This is a genomic window from Luethyella okanaganae (genome assembly GCF_042660285.1).
Lineage (GTDB): Bacteria > Actinomycetota > Actinomycetes > Actinomycetales > Microbacteriaceae > Luethyella > Luethyella okanaganae.
This window is the reverse complement of record NZ_JBHSTP010000004.1, coordinates 76,527-91,535: the sequence shown is the minus strand read 5'-3', so window position 1 is coordinate 91,535 and position 15,009 is coordinate 76,527. Positions and strand designations below refer to the sequence as shown.

Here is a 15,009-nt window from a genome sequence, read left to right as displayed (position 1 = left end):
GCGAGACGATACTCTGAGAGTTCGTGCGCAGAGCGAGAGGGAGCGTCGATGACCACACTTGCCCCGAGAGTTCAGCCGATCTTCGATGAGGTTCTTCGTCGCAATGCCGGAGAGCCCGAGTTTCACCAGGCCGCTCGCGAGGTCTTCGAGTCCCTCGGGCGGGTCATCGCCCGGCATCCGCAGTACACCCAGGGCTCGGTGCTCGAGCGCATCTGCGAGCCGGAGCGGCAGATCATCTTCCGTGTGCCGTGGACGGACGATGCTGGCCGCGTGCAGATCAACCGCGGCTTCCGGGTGGAGTTCAACTCGGCCCTCGGCCCGTACAAGGGCGGGCTCCGATTCCATCCGACGGTGACGCTCGGCACGGTGAAGTTTCTGGGCTTCGAACAGATCTTCAAGAACGCGCTCACGGGCATGCCGATCGGCGGAGGCAAGGGCGGGAGCGACTTCGACCCCAAGGGGCGCTCTGACGCAGAGATCATGCGGTTCTGCCAGTCGTTCATGACCGAGCTGTACCGGCACATCGGTGAGCACACGGACGTGCCGGCCGGGGACATCGGTGTCGGCGGGCGTGAGATCGGCTATCTCTTCGGTCAGTACAAGCGCATCACCAACCGCTACGAATCCGGGGTGCTCACCGGCAAGGGGATCGGCTGGGGAGGATCCCTCGTGCGCACCGAGGCCGCCGGCTACGGCACGGTCTTCTTCGCCGAGCAGATGCTCGCCACCCGAGGCAGTGGCTTCGACGGAGCCCGCGTGCTCGTGTCCGGTTCGGGCAACGTCGCCCTCAACGCGATCGAGAAGGCGCGGCAGCTCGGCGGCGTAGTGTTCGCATGCTCGGACTCCTCCGGCGTCGTCTACGACCGGAACGGACTCGACCTCGACGTGCTGCGAGAGGTGAAGGAGACGCGTCGCGGACGCCTCGCCGACTATGCGATGCTGCGCGGTGCGGCATCCGAGTATCGGGCCGGCGGCAACATCTGGTCGATCGCAGCGGAGACGCGCATCGACGTCGCGCTTCCGTGCGCGACGCAGAACGAGCTCGACGGCGACGATGCGGCCCTGCTCATCGAGAACGGTGTGAGCGCGGTCGCGGAGGGCGCCAATATGCCGTCGACACCGGATGCGGTGCGCGCCTTCGCCGAGACGACTGTGCTGTTCGCCCCGGGCAAGGCAGCCAATGCGGGCGGGGTGGCGACCTCGGCGCTCGAGATGCAGCAGAACGCGAGCCGTGACTCGTGGAGCTTCGAACACACGGAGGACCGTCTCTCGGACATCATGCGCGGCATCCACGAGCGGTGTGCGGAGACGGCCGACGAGTACGGAGAACCGGGGAACTATGTGCTCGGAGCCAACATCGCAGGGTTCAGCCGAGTAGCCGACGCCATGCTCGCCCTCGGCGTGATCTGAGCGGCTCGCAAGGCACCTCGCCGTAGGCTGGACGAATGGACGTGGTGCAGCGCCTGCGCGGCGAGCTCGGTGAGGCGGTGAGCACGGATGTCGCCGCGCTCACGGCGAGCCGCCGAGATCGTTCCGGCTGGACGAGCGACGGCGTTCCGCTCGCCGTCGTCCGGCCGACCGAGGTCGCCGAGGTGCAGGCGGTCATGCGACTGGCGTCTGCGACGCGCACTCCCGTCGTTCCGCGCGGAACAGGGACAGGTCTCGCCGGGGGAGCAGCCGGCACCGTCGACTCGATCGTGCTCGACCTCTCCCGCATGGACAGGATCCTCGAGATCCGCGCGGACGATGAACTCGCCGTCGTGCAGGCCGGTGTGATCAATCAGGCGCTCGACGACGCTCTTGCGCCGCTCGGCCTCTGGTTCGCTCCCGACCCGGCGAGCAAGGCGATCAGCTCCATCGGCGGCAACATCGCGACGAACGCCGGCGGACTGCTGTGCGCCAAGTACGGCGTCACGAGAGAAGCCGTGCTCGGGCTGGCTGTCGTACTCGCCGACGGACGGCTCATTCGCACCGGGCATCGCACCGTCAAGGGGGTCACCGGCTACGACCTCACGGGGCTGCTCACTGGCTCTGAGGGAACCCTCGGCGTCATCGTCGAGGCGACGGTGCGCGTTCGGCCGCTGCCCGTGGGAGAGGTGGCGACTATCGGCGCGTTCTTCGCGGACGTCGCGGCCGCGGCCGCGGCTGCCGCGGCCATCACCGCCGCCCGTCTGCGTCCAGCCGTCATGGAGATCCTCGACGGCGCGGCGCTCTCGGCGATCACGCGGTACCTCGGCCAAGCCGGACTCGCCGGAACACCGCTTGCGCGGCTCTCAAGCGGGTCCACGACCGAGGCGTCGTACCTGCTCGTGCAATGCGACGGCGCGTCGGCGGGCGACGAGGCCGCGGAAGTGCTCGTCATCCTCGGTTCCCTCGGGGCGGAGGCCCGGCTCTCGGCGAGCCGGGAGGAGGGCGAACGCCTACTCCGGATCCGTCGCTCCTTCCACCCTGCGCTCGCCGCCGAGGGTGAGGTGCTCATCGAAGACGTCTCCGTGCCACGATCCCGGATGGCCGAGATGTTCCGACAGATCGCCGCCATCGGCGAGCGCTTCGGCGTCGCCATCCCGACGGTGGCGCACGCCGGCGACGGCAACCTGCATCCCAATTTCGTGTTCGGCGGAGGTGAGGTGCCTGAGCATGTGTGGGCGGCCGCTGACGAGTTGTTCCGTGCGGCGCTGACCCTCGGCGGAACCCTCACCGGCGAGCATGGCGTCGGCGTGCTCAAACGTCGATGGCTCGCCGAGGAGCTGGGCGACGACGGTTACGAACTTCAGCGGCGGCTCAAGGAGGTCTTCGATCCGCTCGGCATCCTCAACCCGGGCAAGATGTTCGACTGATCTGCAGAAGCGAGCAACGGCATTGCCGCAGCCATAGGGCCGAGCGCGCTGCTCGTCTGCGGCCTTCTCGCCCTTATTCCGCTCACCGTCTTATTCCGCTCACCGTCGTTTTGCGACGGCGGCAAAAAACTCGCCGTCCGGTGGTGCGGCACTGCCTGCGACTCTCCCGGACGACGAGTTGGCTTGCCAACATGATGCCCCGATCCGTCGAATCGCGCAAGGGTTTGAGTTGACTCGTCAGGGAGCCTCCGCGTAGCCGCTGGTTCTCGGGCTGGTTCTCGGGCTTACGATCTCGTTCGTAGCTGTGATCCCCGCTCTCATGGACGCTGTCAATCGCTTCGACAAAGCTGCAGGAAGCGGCAGGCAGTTCGAGCGTGCATTCGTCGGCGTGATCGGCTTGGATGGGTGTATGACTGATTCCACCAACAACAAGCCGGAGATCGACTTTCCCGAGGGCCCGGCCCCCGAGGGCCTCGTCATCGAGGACATCGTCGTCGGTGAAGGCACCGAGGCGACGACCGGATCGACCGTCGACGTGCACTATCTCGGCGTCGAGTACGAGACCGGTGACGAGTTCGACTCGTCCTGGAACCGCGGTCAGTCCATCAACTTTCCTCTGGGCGCGCTCATCGTCGGCTGGCAGGAGGGCATCCCCGGCATGAAGGTCGGCGGACGCCGCAAGCTCATCGTTCCTCCGCACCAGGCCTACGGCCCCGCAGGCGGAGGCCACCGGCTCTCAGGCAAGTCCTTGATCTTCGTGATCGACCTGCTCGGCGTCGAATAGACGGGGCGATCACGCGAGCCGACGGCTCAGCGGCCGAGCGGTCGAGCGGTCGAGCGGTCGAGCGGTCGAGCGGTCGACCCTAGAAGAACCACGCCCACGCGGCTGCGAAGACCGCGAAGGCGACGATCGTGCCCCCATGGAGCGCCTTTTCGGAGGCGGCTCCCGTGGGGGCGATCGTGTTCGGGCTGGACGCAGCGCAGATCCCCGCGGCCGCCGGTCTCGCTTCCCGGACACGGTCGTTGCGGTGCCGCCTGGTCTGGTCGAGTGCCTTGGCCCCGACCGGTTACGGATGCGGAGCAAGCGTCGCCAGGTCGAGATGTCGAGCGAGTCGATCGGTGTACTCGGCGTTGCCGGGACCGGCTAGACCTCCTCCCACTGCGACTTGTCGACGAGCTCGGTCCATTCGGCATGCGGTGATCGTCGACCCGGATCGCTCAGGTGACACGGATGCTTGCGATACCGCCCCTGCATGAAACGACCACTCTCACACGGGCCGCCTCCGCTTGTTCCCTCCATCCTGCTCCTCGGCCATCCTGCTCCAGGGCCGGCGCGCCGACGCGGTTGTCGCAGCGAAACCCGCGAGTTCGCCGCTCGGACTCAGGGCCCCGCCGCGGCGATCGGTGACGACGGGGATCAGTCGTCGATGCGCACGTGCTTCACCCGGGCAGTGTGGCCCCGCACGATCTCGACCTGTCGTCTGGCGACGTGGAAGTGCTTGGCGAGCACCGCGACGAGGGCGCTGTTGGCCTGGCCGTCGACGGCGCGTTCGCTCAGGTAGACGACGAGGGCGGGCGGGGCGGGCAACGCACCGCCGGAGGCGTCTGTCACGGTATCCGTCTCGACGAGAGGTCCTTTGCTGCTGCCCGGTTTCACCCGGACCGTCACGAGCTGCATGTCTCCCATGCTACGTGGGGCCGAGGGGCGCGCGTCGTGCCGGTGTGCGAAGCTGTTCGCGTGAGTCCCGCCGCTGCGTCTGTCTCCCGACCGGGAGGGCGGCCTCGTGCGGTGTCGGTGTCGCGGCTGATCCCCGCGCTCCTCGTCTGCGGAGCGGCCGTGCTCCTCTTCGGCGTCCAGGTCCCGCCGCTCGGCTACCTCGTTCTCGCTTGCGGGCTGGCGATCGCAGCGTTCCTCGATCGCGCTCTCTTCCGCGACCTGCTGCTCATCGCCTTCGGTCAGGCGATCATCAGCACGATCTCGCTCGTCGCCGACATCGGCTATCCGGCGATGATGCGCTTCACCATCGTGCTCTCGCTCGCCGTTGCGGTCCCTTACCTGATCTCCCGCTTCGCCTATCGGGATCGAGCCATCGCCTTTCCCTGGCGCGGCGGCGGGCGATGGACGAATGCGCAATGGCTCTATCTCGTGTTCATCCTCGTCGCGGCCTGGGCGATCCTGCCGTTCTATTTCATCACCTCCGGCGTGTACGCGAACTGGCCGGCGATCGGTGCGCCCGACGAGCTGGTGCGGCTCTTCATCGGCGTCAACGCCGTCGGCATCTGGGATGAGCTGTTCTTCATCTGCGTCGTCTTCACCTTGCTGCGCCGGCATTTTCCCGACTGGCTCGCGAACACCCTGCAATCGGTCGTCTTCGTATCGTTCCTCTGGGAGCTGGGCTATCAGAGCTGGGGGCCACTGCTCACGATTCCCTTCGCACTGCTGCAGGGTTTCACCTTCACCCTCACGCGTTCGCTCGGCTTCGTGATCACGGTGCACCTGCTGTTCGACCTCGTGGTGTTCCTCGTGCTCGTGCACGCGCACAATCCGGGGTGGCCGTCGCTGTTCCTCTACTGAACCGGACCGTGTTCGCCTGCTCTGAGGTTCGAGGTGGAAACGCACTCGGCCCTGGCTCCGGCACGCGTAGCTCTCGGCATGAGCCCGTGCAGCAGTCTGCCCATGCGGGTGCGGTGAGTGGGTGAGGCGGCCGAGGCAGGGAGTGCGATGATTCTGCTAGGATAGTGCGGTTGCCGTCTAACGGCCGCGGAGAAAGAGAGCCCAGGCATTCGGCCCCGGGCACCGCGCAACGAGAGAAAGGGGATCCCATCTATGGCACTCGAATCCGATGCTAAGAAGGCGATCATCGAAGAGTACGCGACCCACCCCGGTGACACCGGATCCCCCGAGGTTCAGATTGCGATTCTGACCAAGCGGATCAAGGACCTCACCGAGCACCTCAAGGAGCACAAGCACGACCACCACTCGCGTCGTGGCTTGCTGATCCTCGTGGGTCAGCGTCGCCGTCTGCTCGGATACCTCTCCGATGTGGACATCAACCGCTACCGCTCGCTCATCGAGCGTCTCGGTCTGCGTCGCTAGTATTCACATCGCCGCTCTCGTGCGGCGCGATTCGCTGACAACGCGAACTTCTTGAGAACGGGTCGTCGCCTTCGGGTGGCGTCCCGTTCTTCGTACGACGTTGGTCGTGTCGTCCGGCATCCGTAGACTCGGCCCATGCGCTGTGGAATCGTGATCCTCCCGCAATACGCCTGGCCGGACGCGGCCAGGCTCTGGCGCGGCGCCGAAGAGCTGGGTTTCGACCACGCCTGGACCTACGACCACCTGTCATGGCGCAGCCTCGCGAGCGAGCCGTGGCAGGCAACGGTGCCGACGCTGACCGCCGCGGCTATGGTGACCGAGCGCATCCGTCTCGGAAGCTTCGTGGCGTCGCCGAACTTCCGCCATCCCGTCCCCTTCGCGAAGGATGTCGCCACCGTCGACCAGATCTCGGCCGGCCGGTTCACGCTCGGTCTCGGGGCCGGCGGAACCGGCTTCGACGCGTTCGTGCTCGGTCAGGAACCGCTCGCTCCGCGGGAGCGCTTCGAGCGCTTCGCCGCGTTCACCGAAGCGCTCGACATCCTGCTGCGTTTCGAGCCTCCGCAGGCGGGGCCGGACGCGGAGGGCGGGCCGGCGGGGCTCTCGTTCGCGGGGGAGTGGTATACGGCTCGGGGCGCCCGGATGGTCGGCCGTCCCGAGCAGAGGCCGCGCCTGCCGTTCCTCATGGCGGCCAACGGTCCACGCAGCATGCGGCTCGCCGCCGCGTACGGCCAGGGGTGGGTGACGACAGGACCCGACGGCGTGACCGGTGACGACTGGTGGGCGACCGTCGCCGATCTCGCCGCACGCATGGACGAGAGCTGTTCGAATGCCGGGCGTGATCCCGCCACGCTGGACCGTTCGCTCTCGATCGATTCGGGAGGACGCTACGCGCTGGAGAGCGTTGGGGCGTTCGAGGACGCCGTCGGACGTGCTGCGGAGCTCGGCTTCACCGACGTCATGACGCACTGGCCCCGTCCCGAGGGAATCTACGCCGGCTCGGAGGACGTGCTTGCCGAAGCATCCTCTCGCCTGTCCGCACTCCGCCACTCAGCCCCTCCACGCCCCTCTGACTCTGGCCGCGAGACTGCGTGAATCGTTGAAAAGTGCCCTCTATCCGACGATTCACGCAGTCTCGCGGTCAGAGTCAGAGGGCCTCATCCGTCCGCGACGAGGGACGACAGGCAGCGCGGGGCGGACCACGGAACCCGGACCAGCACCTTCGCCGTCGACCCTCGTCCGAGGTAGTCTCGGCTTCATGTCACTCTGGCGCACGAAGACCGTCGAAGATTCCTTGGCCGACTCGCATCTGGAGCACCGGAGCCTCACCAGAAGCCTCAGCTCCTGGGATCTCATGGTCATGGGGGTCGCCGTCGCGGTCGGCGCCGGGATCTTCTCGGTCGGCGCGAAGGCTGCGGGCAGTTATGCCGGTCCGTCCGTCACCGTCGCCTTCGTGCTCGCGGCGATCACCTGTGCCCTCTCGATCATGTGCTACGCCGAGTTCGCGTCCACGATCCCCGTCGCGGGTTCCGCCTACACCTACACCTACGCGACGCTCGGTGAACTGCTCGCCTGGGTCATCGGCTGGGATCTCATCCTTGAGATACTCACGTCAGCGGCGGTGATCGCCAAGTACTGGGGCATCTACCTGAGCAACGTGTTCACGCTGTGGGACTGGGATGTCCCGGCGACCATCACCGTGCTCGGTCTCGATATCAGCTGGGGAGCATTCCTGATCGTCGCGATCTTCACCATCCTGCTCGTGCTCGGCACCAAGCTCTCATCGAGGGTCAGCAGCGTGTTCACCGTCATCAAGGTCGCGATCGTGCTGTTCGTGATCGTCGTCGGCGCCTTCTTCATCAACCCGGTCAACTACACGCCGTTCATTCCCGAGTCCGTTCCGGCGGCCGGTGGTGGTGGCGTCTGGGCCCAGCCGCTCTTCTCGTTCATCACGGGAGCCGTGCCCGCTCACTACGGCGTGTGCGGCCTGCTCGCTGGGGCGTCGCTGGTCTTCTTCGCCTTTGTCGGCTTCGACGTCATAGCGACCTCGGCCGAGGAGGTGAAGAACCCCCAACGCACTCTGCCACGTGGCATCTTCGGCGGCCTCGCGATCGTGGCCCTGCTCTACATCGGTGTGACCCTCGTGCTCACCGGCATGGTGCCGTATACGACTCTCGCGGCAGCGAAGGAGCCGAGTCTTGCCACGGCCTTCATCGAGGTCGGCGCCGGATGGGCCGCTCAGATCATCTCCGTCGGGATCCTCGCCGGACTCACCACGGTGATCATGGTGCTATTGCTCGGTCTGGCTCGTGTGATCTTCGCGATGAGTCGCGACGGACTGCTGCCACACTGGTTCAGCCGCACATCCGATACCCGGCACACCCCGGTGCGTGTGCAGATCGCGGTGGGTGCCCTCGTCGCCCTCATCGCGGGTCTGACCGATGTGGGCATCCTCGAGGAGATGATCAACATCGGCACCCTCTCTGCGTTCGTGCTGGTGAGCATCGCGGTCGTCGTGCTTCGGCGCAAGCGCCCAGACCTCAAACGCGCCTTCCGGGTGCCGTGGTCGCCGTTCCTGCCGTTCCTCTCTGCTGCCCTCTGCGTGTGGCTCATGCTCAACCTCACGACCCTCACCTGGGTGCGGTTCCTCGGGTGGCTCCTGCTCGGTTTCATCATCTACTTCGGCTACAGCCGCAGTCATTCGATCGTCGGCCGCAGGGCACGCGGACTCCTCGTCGACGCGGAGTGACCTGGCTCGACCCGCCGGCACCGCGAACTTGTGCCCGGTCCCGCACTCGTCGTCATCGGGAATGCCCGAGGACGCTCCGGCGTCACATCTCATGACGGTCGAGTTCGCTAGCGGCCCGACCGGGTACATGACCGCGATCATCATCGAGCAAGGAGCATCATGTCGAGAGCCATCACATTCGATCACCTCGGAAGCACCGACGCACTCACCGTCAGCGATGTGCCCGAGCCTCAGGCGGGTCCTGGCGAGGTGCGGGTGCGGGTCAAGGTCGCCGGCCTCAATCCGGTCGACTGGAAGATCCTCGTCTATCCGCAACTCGGCGCTGCCTATGGTCTCGGCGCCTTCCCCTCGGGGAACGGCAACGACTTCGCCGGGGTCGTCGACCAAATCGGCGAAGGCGTCGAGGGATGGCGCATCGGGGACGAGGTACTCGGAGGGAGTCGATTTTTCGCTCAAGCAGACTACCTCGTCGCCGACCCCGCCAAGCTCGTCGCGAAGCCCGCCGGTCTCAGCTGGGAGCAGGCGGGCGGACTCGACATCGCAGGCCGCACCGCCTGGGCGAGTGTCGCGGCTCAGCATCACGGCAAGGGCGACACGGTGCTCGTCAGCGCCGCCGCCGGAGGAGTCGGGGTTTTGGCGGCGCAACTCGCCAAGCGCGCTGGTGCGACCGTGATCGGCTCGGCAGGCACCGACAACCACGAGTTCCTGCGTTCGCTCGGTATCGTCCCCGTTGAATACGGCGACGGACTCGTGGAGCGCATTCGCGGCCTCGCACCCGACGGTGTGACCGCCGTGCTCGACAATCACGGTCGTGCGACGATCGAGGCCGGGATCGCGCTCGGCGTCGACCCGAGTCGTATCAACTCGATCGCCGACCGTGCGGCGGTCCAAGAGGTCGGCGGGACGGGAATCGGTGGGGCCGAGGCGAGTATTGCCGACCTTGCGGTGCTCGCGCAGCTCATCGCCGACGGCGAGATCGAGTTCCCGATCGACTCGAGCTTCCCGCTCGAGCGGGTGCGAGAGGCCTACGCCAAGCTGCAAGAGGGCCATGCGCGCGGCAAGATCGTGCTGGTCACCGAGTAGCCCAAGTCGGCCTCGAAACCGGGGATCCCGGCGGGCTCTCGCGGCGGCGCGCCGAAGGGTTCGGGAATACCCTTGTGGGGGCATCCGTTCTCCTATGTGTATGCAAACGCATAGAAAATGCGCAGGAGGATGCGGCGCAGACAGAACAGAGAGGGGCGGTCTTCCGTCATGCAGTTCGGAGTCTTCACCGTCGGCGACGTCACGATCGATCCGACGACAGGTCGTGCACCGACCGAGAACGAGCGCATCAAGGCCATGCTCGCGATCGCCTTCAAAGCCGAGGAGGTCGGCCTCGATGTCTTCGCGACCGGAGAGCACCACAACCCGCCTTTCGTTCCGTCGAGCCCGACGACGATGCTCGGCTATGTCGCCGCCAAGACCGAGAAGCTCATCCTGTCGACGAGCACGACGCTCATCACGACGAACGACCCGGTGAAGATCGCCGAGGATTTTGCGATGCTCCAGCACCTTGCCGACGGCCGCGTCGACCTCATGATGGGGCGTGGTAACACCGGACCGGTGTACCCGTGGTTCGGAAAGGACATCCGCGATGGCATCGAGCTCGCCATCGAGAACTACAACCTGCTGCACCGTCTGTGGCGTGAGGACTACGTGGACTGGCAGGGCCAGTTCCGGACTCCGCTGCAAGGCTTCCAGTCGATGCCTCGCCCGTTGGAAGGTGTGCCTCCGTTCGTATGGCACGGTTCGATCCGCAGTCCTGAGATCGCCGAACAAGCCGCGTACTATGGCGACGGCTTCTTCGCGAACAACATCTTCTGGCCGAAGGAGCACTACATGCGCCTGATCGGTCTCTACCGTCAGCGTTTCGAACACTACGGTCACGGCGGCGCAGACCAGGCGATCGTCGGTCTCGGCGGTCAGGTCTTCATGCGGCCCAGGTCGCAGGACGCCGTGAGCGAGTTCCGCCCGTACTTCGACAATGCGCCCGTGTATGGACACGGGCCGAGTCTCGAGGAGTTCAGCGAACAGACCCCGCTGACCGTCGGAAGCCCCCAGCAGGTCATCGACCGTTACATGTCGATGCGGGAATACTATGGCGACTACCAGCGTCAGCTCTTCCTCATGGATCACGCCGGGCTTCCGCTCGCGACCGTGCTCGAGCAGCTCGACATCCTGGGTGCGGAGGTCGTACCGGTGCTCCGTCGCGAGCTCGACGCCCGGCGCCCGGCCCATGTCCCCGATGCCCCGACCCATGCTTCGCTCCGGGCGGCGCGGCAGGCTGCTGCCGGCGACAGTGCCCATAGTGGCACGAGTGCGGTTGCGAGAACCGCGGACGAGGGGGTCGGTCCGATGGCGTCCGTCGCGGCACCTGGCGCAGCCTTCGATCCCGATGTCGTGAAAGGGGCCTAGCCATGACCTCGAGAAGGTTCGCCGCCGTCTCGGCCGGGGCTCAGCCAGCCATCGTCGACGCGTCTGCTCGCCGACAGGCTCGCGGATGCGGCGGTCGCGCGTAACCTTCTCACCGGCCTTCCGAGTCCCGCACTCGGCGCCGCCGCCGAGAAGGTGACGGGTGCAGACGGGCTCATCGCCGTCACGCCGATCTTCACCACGAGCTACCGATGACGCATCGAGACCCCTGTCGTCACACGCACGAATGCCGCCTTTCCGGGACTCGTCCCGATTGAGGCGGCATTCGTCGTGTTGTTGCGCGCGTTATCAGGGTGGCGCTACATACCGGGGATCTCGAGCGCCTCGTGCACCTCGATGCTGCCGTTCTTGAGGTGCGGATGCCCGTTCACGACCGCGACCGCGGCATCGGCATCCTTGGCCTCGACGATCGAGTAGCCGGCGATACTGCTCTCGGCAGGGCCCGAGCCGCGGGAGGTGACGATGCGTCCGTTGCCGAGCGGTAGGCCGAAGTCCACAAGTGCGTTGCCAGCCCTATCGGCCCATGCCGTCCATTCCTGCATATCGGCTTCGCCCTGCTCGAGAGACTGCCGCACCTGCTCTTCCGCACCGATGGGAGAGTTGTATAGCATGACGAATCTGCTCATGATCGTTCCTTTCACCTGTTGGGATGTGGTAGGTGAGGGTTCGGCGCGACTATCGCTCCGTTAGTGCTCAAGATACGCTCTGGAATCTCTCCACACAACGGACCCACCCTGAACTATCCGTTCCGGGTCCGGAGGCTGGGACAGTGCCTGAGAACAGGTCGTACCATGGGTGCGTTCCCTGCTCGAACCCGTGCACGGCGAGGTGAGACGCATGAGAATTTCTCCTCTTGCATCGGGTTTCGGCGGCCACGAGGTGGTCGGATGCACGGGAAGCGGAGCCCCGGGGGGCGTCGCGCGGTCTTCGACGGGAAGGGTTCTCCAGGATCCTCAAGGTTCTCTAGGATCCTCAAGAAAAGAGGGACAGCGCAATCGCCGGTTCATGACGCGACACGTTCGGCACTCCACGAAGCGGCCGAGAACGGATCGTCCTGCTACAGTTGACTCGGTTGCCCGTAGGGCCGCCCACGGTCGTGCTTACGTCGAAATCCCTCGTCTCGAGGGTGCGGCAGGCTCTACCCTACAACTCAATATCGAGCACCAACGGAGCAGGCTGGCAGGAAGCTGGTCCCCTGTGGTGGATCTCCAACCGTCAACGGTTGGCGGACTTCTACTGGTGGCCAGCGTGAGCGACTCATCCTGAGACGCTTAGTTCTGCCTGTTCCCTGCTCCTGCGTACGAGTCGTACCCACACGGGGTGACGACGTAAAACAAAGGAGAAAGACCTCTTGGAAGGTCCAGAAATCACGTTCGCCGAGACCGTTATCGACAACGGCAAGTTCGGCACCCGCACCATCCGTTTCGAGACCGGTCGTCTCGCTCAGCAGGCCCAGGGCTCTGCAGCCGCCTACATCGACGACGAGACGATGCTTCTCTCGGCGACCTCGGTCAGCAAGCAGCCGAAGGACAACTTCGACTTCTTCCCGCTGACCATCGACGTCGAAGAGCGCATGTATGCAGCTGGGCGCATCCCCGGCTCGTTCTTCCGTCGTGAGGGCCGTCCATCGACCGAGGCGATCCTCACCTGTCGCCTTATCGACCGTCCTCTGCGCCCGTCGTTCGTCGACGGTCTCCGCAACGAGATCCAGGTCGTCGTCACCGTGCTCGCCATCGAGCCCGACGAGCTCTACGACGTGCTCGCGATCAACGCGGCATCCATGTCGACCCAGATCGCGGGCCTGCCGTTCTCGGGACCGATCGGCGGTGTGCGTGTCGCGCTCATCCCCGACGGCCCTGGCACCGGCCAGTGGGTCGCCTTCCCGAAGCACACCCAGCTCGCCGAAGCCGTGTTCAGCATGGTCGTCGCTGGCCGCGTCGTGACCGATGCCGATGGCAGCCAGGACGTCGCGATCATGATGATCGAGGCCGAGGCGACCGACAACGCCTGGGAGCTCATCAAGGGCGGCGCCATCAAGCCGAACGAAGAGGTCATCGCCGAGGGGATCGAGGCGTCGAAGCCGTTCATCAAGCAGCTCGTCGAGGCCCAGGCCTCGGTCGCGGCACAGGCGTCCAAGCCGACCGCCGAGTTTCAGCTGTTCCCGCCCTATGCGCAGAATCTCTACGACGTCGTCGCGGGACTCGCCTATGACGAGCTCAAAGGCGTCTACCAGATCGCCGACAAGATCGAGCGTCAGAACGCCGACGACGAGCTCAAGGGCCGCGTCAAGAAAGCCATCGTCGCCAAGGTCGAGGCCGGAGAGCTCGACGCCTCCGCCAACAGCCAGGTGAGCGCCGCCTACAAGTCGGTCACCAAGCTCGTCGTGCGCTCGCGCGTGCTCAACGAGGGTGTTCGCATCGACGGCCGCGGGCTGGCCGACATCCGTCCGCTCGACGCGGAGGTCGCTGTGATCCCGCGCGTGCACGGTTCGGCGATCTTCCAGCGCGGCGAGACCCAGATCCTGGGCGTCACCACGCTGAACATGCTCAAGCTCGAGCAGCAGATCGACTCACTGAGCCCTGTCACCAAGAAGCGCTATATGCACAACTACAACTTCCCGCCGTATTCGACGGGTGAGACAGGTCGTGTTGGTTCACCGAAGCGTCGTGAGATCGGCCACGGCGCGCTCGCCGAGCGCGCTCTCGTGCCGGTGCTGCCGAACCGCGAGGAGTTCCCCTACGCGATCCGTCAGGTGTCGGAGGCTCTCGGCTCCAACGGTTCGACGTCGATGGGCTCCGTATGCGCCTCGACACTGTCGCTGCTGAACGCCGGTGTGCCACTGCGCGCACCGGTCGCGGGCATCGCCATGGGCCTCATCTCCGACACCGTTGACGGTCAGACCCGCTATGCGGCGCTCACCGACATCCTCGGTGCCGAAGACGCGCTCGGCGACATGGACTTCAAGGTCGCCGGCACCTCGGAGTTCGTCACCGCGATCCAGCTCGACACGAAGCTCGACGGCATCCCTGCCTCGGTGCTCGCCGCCGCGCTCAAGCAGGCGAAGGACGCCCGCTCGACGATCCTCCAGGTGCTCAACGCCGCGATCGATACCCCCGACGAGATGGCCCCGACCGCGCCTCGCGTGATCTCCGTGCAGATCCCGGTCGACAAGATCGGCGAGCTGATCGGCCCGAAGGGCAAGACGATCAACGCGATCCAGGACGAGACCGGAGCCGACATCTCGATCGAGGAGGACGGCACCGTGTACATTGGCGCCGTCAACGGTCCTTCGGCCGAGGCCGCTCGCGCTCAGGTCAACGCCATCGCCAACCCGACCAACCCCGAGGTCGGCGAGCAGTTCCTTGGGACCGTCGTGAAGATCGCCACTTTCGGCGCCTTCGTCTCGCTGCTTCCCGGCAAGGACGGCCTGCTGCACATCTCCGAGGTGCGTAAGCTCGCCGGTGGCAAGCGTGTCGAGAACGTCGAAGACGTGCTCGGCGTCGGCCAGAAGATCCTCGTCGAGATCACCAAGATCGACGATCGAGGCAAGCTCTCGCTCGCCCCGGTCGTCGCCGACGAGGCGGAGACCCACGGCCGTGACGCCGCCAGCGAAGGCCCCGTCGGGCCTGCGGAAGGCGCCGAGGCAGAGTAGTTCCACTCGCACCGGATGCCCGTCCCGCTCTCGTGCTGGGCGGGCATCCGTCGTCTCAGGGAGCGGTCCAACGGTGGCAAGGCGATGGCAAGGTGTCTCCTCCAAGAGGTGGTGAGCGTGCCTGACGGTGTCGCGTTCTGGCGGGGCCGGACAGACTGCTGGAGCGGTCCTGGTCGCCAACCCGTCGGGGCGGCAGCCGAGAAGC

At 66.1% G+C, this 15,009-nt stretch carries 12 protein-coding genes and 1 pseudogene; 11 read left to right on the top strand and 2 right to left on the bottom strand.

All coding sequences use genetic code 11. From position 1 onward, the window contains the following. The first annotated feature begins 48 nt into the window (after positions 1 to 48). The 3 genes from gdhA (at position 49) to ACFQB0_RS14415 (ending at position 3,621) form a co-directional block, all read left to right on the top strand. Positions 49 to 1,410 carry an NADP-specific glutamate dehydrogenase gene (gene gdhA, locus ACFQB0_RS14425; RefSeq protein WP_386732997.1) on the top strand — a complete coding sequence of 454 codons (1,362 nt, stop codon included), beginning with the start codon at positions 49 to 51 and terminating at the stop codon, positions 1,408 to 1,410. 35 nt (positions 1,411 to 1,445) lie between these two features. After that, complete coding sequence (locus tag ACFQB0_RS14420; RefSeq protein ID WP_386732995.1) at positions 1,446 to 2,837, top strand: FAD-binding oxidoreductase; 1,392 nt, start codon at positions 1,446 to 1,448, stop codon at positions 2,835 to 2,837. A gap of 409 nt (positions 2,838 to 3,246) precedes the next feature. Next, positions 3,247 to 3,621, top strand: a complete 375-nt coding sequence (locus ACFQB0_RS14415) for an FKBP-type peptidyl-prolyl cis-trans isomerase (protein ID WP_386732993.1) — start codon at positions 3,247 to 3,249, stop codon at positions 3,619 to 3,621. Positions 3,622 to 4,254: 633 nt separating this feature from the next. On the opposite strand, the gene ACFQB0_RS14410 is transcribed toward ACFQB0_RS14415, so the two are convergent. Next, positions 4,255 to 4,515 carry a DUF167 domain-containing protein gene (locus ACFQB0_RS14410; protein ID WP_386732991.1) on the bottom strand — a complete coding sequence of 87 codons (261 nt, stop codon included), beginning with the start codon at positions 4,513 to 4,515 and terminating at the stop codon, positions 4,255 to 4,257. Positions 4,516 to 4,626: 111 nt separating this feature from the next. On the opposite strand from ACFQB0_RS14410, the gene ACFQB0_RS14405 reads away from it, so the two are divergent. The 7 genes and pseudogenes from ACFQB0_RS14405 to ACFQB0_RS14375 all read left to right on the top strand — a co-directional run. Continuing rightward, positions 4,627 to 5,412, top strand: coding sequence for a CPBP family glutamic-type intramembrane protease (locus ACFQB0_RS14405; protein ID WP_386732990.1), 786 nt, complete (start codon positions 4,627 to 4,629; stop codon positions 5,410 to 5,412). Between the two features lie 252 nt (positions 5,413 to 5,664). Then, the gene (gene rpsO, locus ACFQB0_RS14400; protein ID WP_386732988.1) at positions 5,665 to 5,934 is read left to right on the top strand and encodes a 30S ribosomal protein S15; all 270 of its coding nucleotides are present in this window, start codon (positions 5,665 to 5,667) and stop codon (positions 5,932 to 5,934) included. Between the two features lie 135 nt (positions 5,935 to 6,069). Next, positions 6,070 to 7,026 (top strand): LLM class flavin-dependent oxidoreductase, encoded by a 957-nt coding sequence (locus tag ACFQB0_RS14395; RefSeq protein ID WP_386732986.1) that lies wholly within the window; start codon positions 6,070 to 6,072, stop codon positions 7,024 to 7,026. Between the two features lie 163 nt (positions 7,027 to 7,189). Beyond that, positions 7,190 to 8,680, top strand: coding sequence for an amino acid permease (locus ACFQB0_RS14390; protein WP_386732985.1), 1,491 nt, complete (start codon positions 7,190 to 7,192; stop codon positions 8,678 to 8,680). Between the two features lie 159 nt (positions 8,681 to 8,839). Next, complete coding sequence (locus ACFQB0_RS14385; protein WP_386732983.1) at positions 8,840 to 9,763, top strand: NADP-dependent oxidoreductase; 924 nt, start codon at positions 8,840 to 8,842, stop codon at positions 9,761 to 9,763. A 168-nt stretch (positions 9,764 to 9,931) separates the two neighbouring features. Then, positions 9,932 to 11,134 (top strand): LLM class flavin-dependent oxidoreductase, encoded by a 1,203-nt coding sequence (locus ACFQB0_RS14380; protein WP_386732981.1) that lies wholly within the window; start codon positions 9,932 to 9,934, stop codon positions 11,132 to 11,134. Between the two features lie 2 nt (positions 11,135 to 11,136). Further along, positions 11,137 to 11,341 (top strand): annotated as a pseudogene (locus ACFQB0_RS14375) (NADPH-dependent FMN reductase); the annotation flags it as partial. Between the two features lie 110 nt (positions 11,342 to 11,451). Here the strand turns inward: ACFQB0_RS14375 and ACFQB0_RS14370 are convergent. Continuing rightward, positions 11,452 to 11,778 carry a YciI family protein gene (locus ACFQB0_RS14370; RefSeq protein WP_386732980.1) on the bottom strand — a complete coding sequence of 109 codons (327 nt, stop codon included), beginning with the start codon at positions 11,776 to 11,778 and terminating at the stop codon, positions 11,452 to 11,454. Positions 11,779 to 12,503: 725 nt separating this feature from the next. Between ACFQB0_RS14370 and ACFQB0_RS14365 the strand changes: the two genes are divergently transcribed. Beyond that, on the top strand, positions 12,504 to 14,804 hold the full coding sequence (locus ACFQB0_RS14365) for a polyribonucleotide nucleotidyltransferase (RefSeq protein ID WP_386732978.1): 2,301 nt from the start codon (positions 12,504 to 12,506) through the stop codon (positions 14,802 to 14,804). Positions 14,805 to 15,009 lie beyond the last annotated feature (205 nt).

Excerpts from the sequence above, each read along its gene's own strand:
- ACFQB0_RS14420 (WP_386732995.1), top strand. The coding sequence starts at position 1,446 with ATGGACGTGGTGCAGCGCCTGCGCGGCGAGCTCGGTGAGGCGGTGAGC.
- ACFQB0_RS14410 (WP_386732991.1), bottom strand. The coding sequence starts at position 4,515 with ATGCAGCTCGTGACGGTCCGGGTGAAACCGGGCAGCAGCAAAGGACCT.
- ACFQB0_RS14415 (WP_386732993.1), top strand. The coding sequence starts at position 3,247 with ATGACTGATTCCACCAACAACAAGCCGGAGATCGACTTTCCCGAGGGC.
- ACFQB0_RS14385 (WP_386732983.1), top strand. The coding sequence starts at position 8,840 with ATGTCGAGAGCCATCACATTCGATCACCTCGGAAGCACCGACGCACTC.
- ACFQB0_RS14380 (WP_386732981.1), top strand. The coding sequence starts at position 9,932 with ATGCAGTTCGGAGTCTTCACCGTCGGCGACGTCACGATCGATCCGACG.
- gdhA (WP_386732997.1), top strand. The coding sequence starts at position 49 with ATGACCACACTTGCCCCGAGAGTTCAGCCGATCTTCGATGAGGTTCTT.
- ACFQB0_RS14370 (WP_386732980.1), bottom strand. The coding sequence starts at position 11,778 with ATGAGCAGATTCGTCATGCTATACAACTCTCCCATCGGTGCGGAAGAG.
- rpsO (WP_386732988.1), top strand. The coding sequence starts at position 5,665 with ATGGCACTCGAATCCGATGCTAAGAAGGCGATCATCGAAGAGTACGCG.
- ACFQB0_RS14395 (WP_386732986.1), top strand. The coding sequence starts at position 6,070 with ATGCGCTGTGGAATCGTGATCCTCCCGCAATACGCCTGGCCGGACGCG.
- ACFQB0_RS14390 (WP_386732985.1), top strand. The coding sequence starts at position 7,190 with ATGTCACTCTGGCGCACGAAGACCGTCGAAGATTCCTTGGCCGACTCG.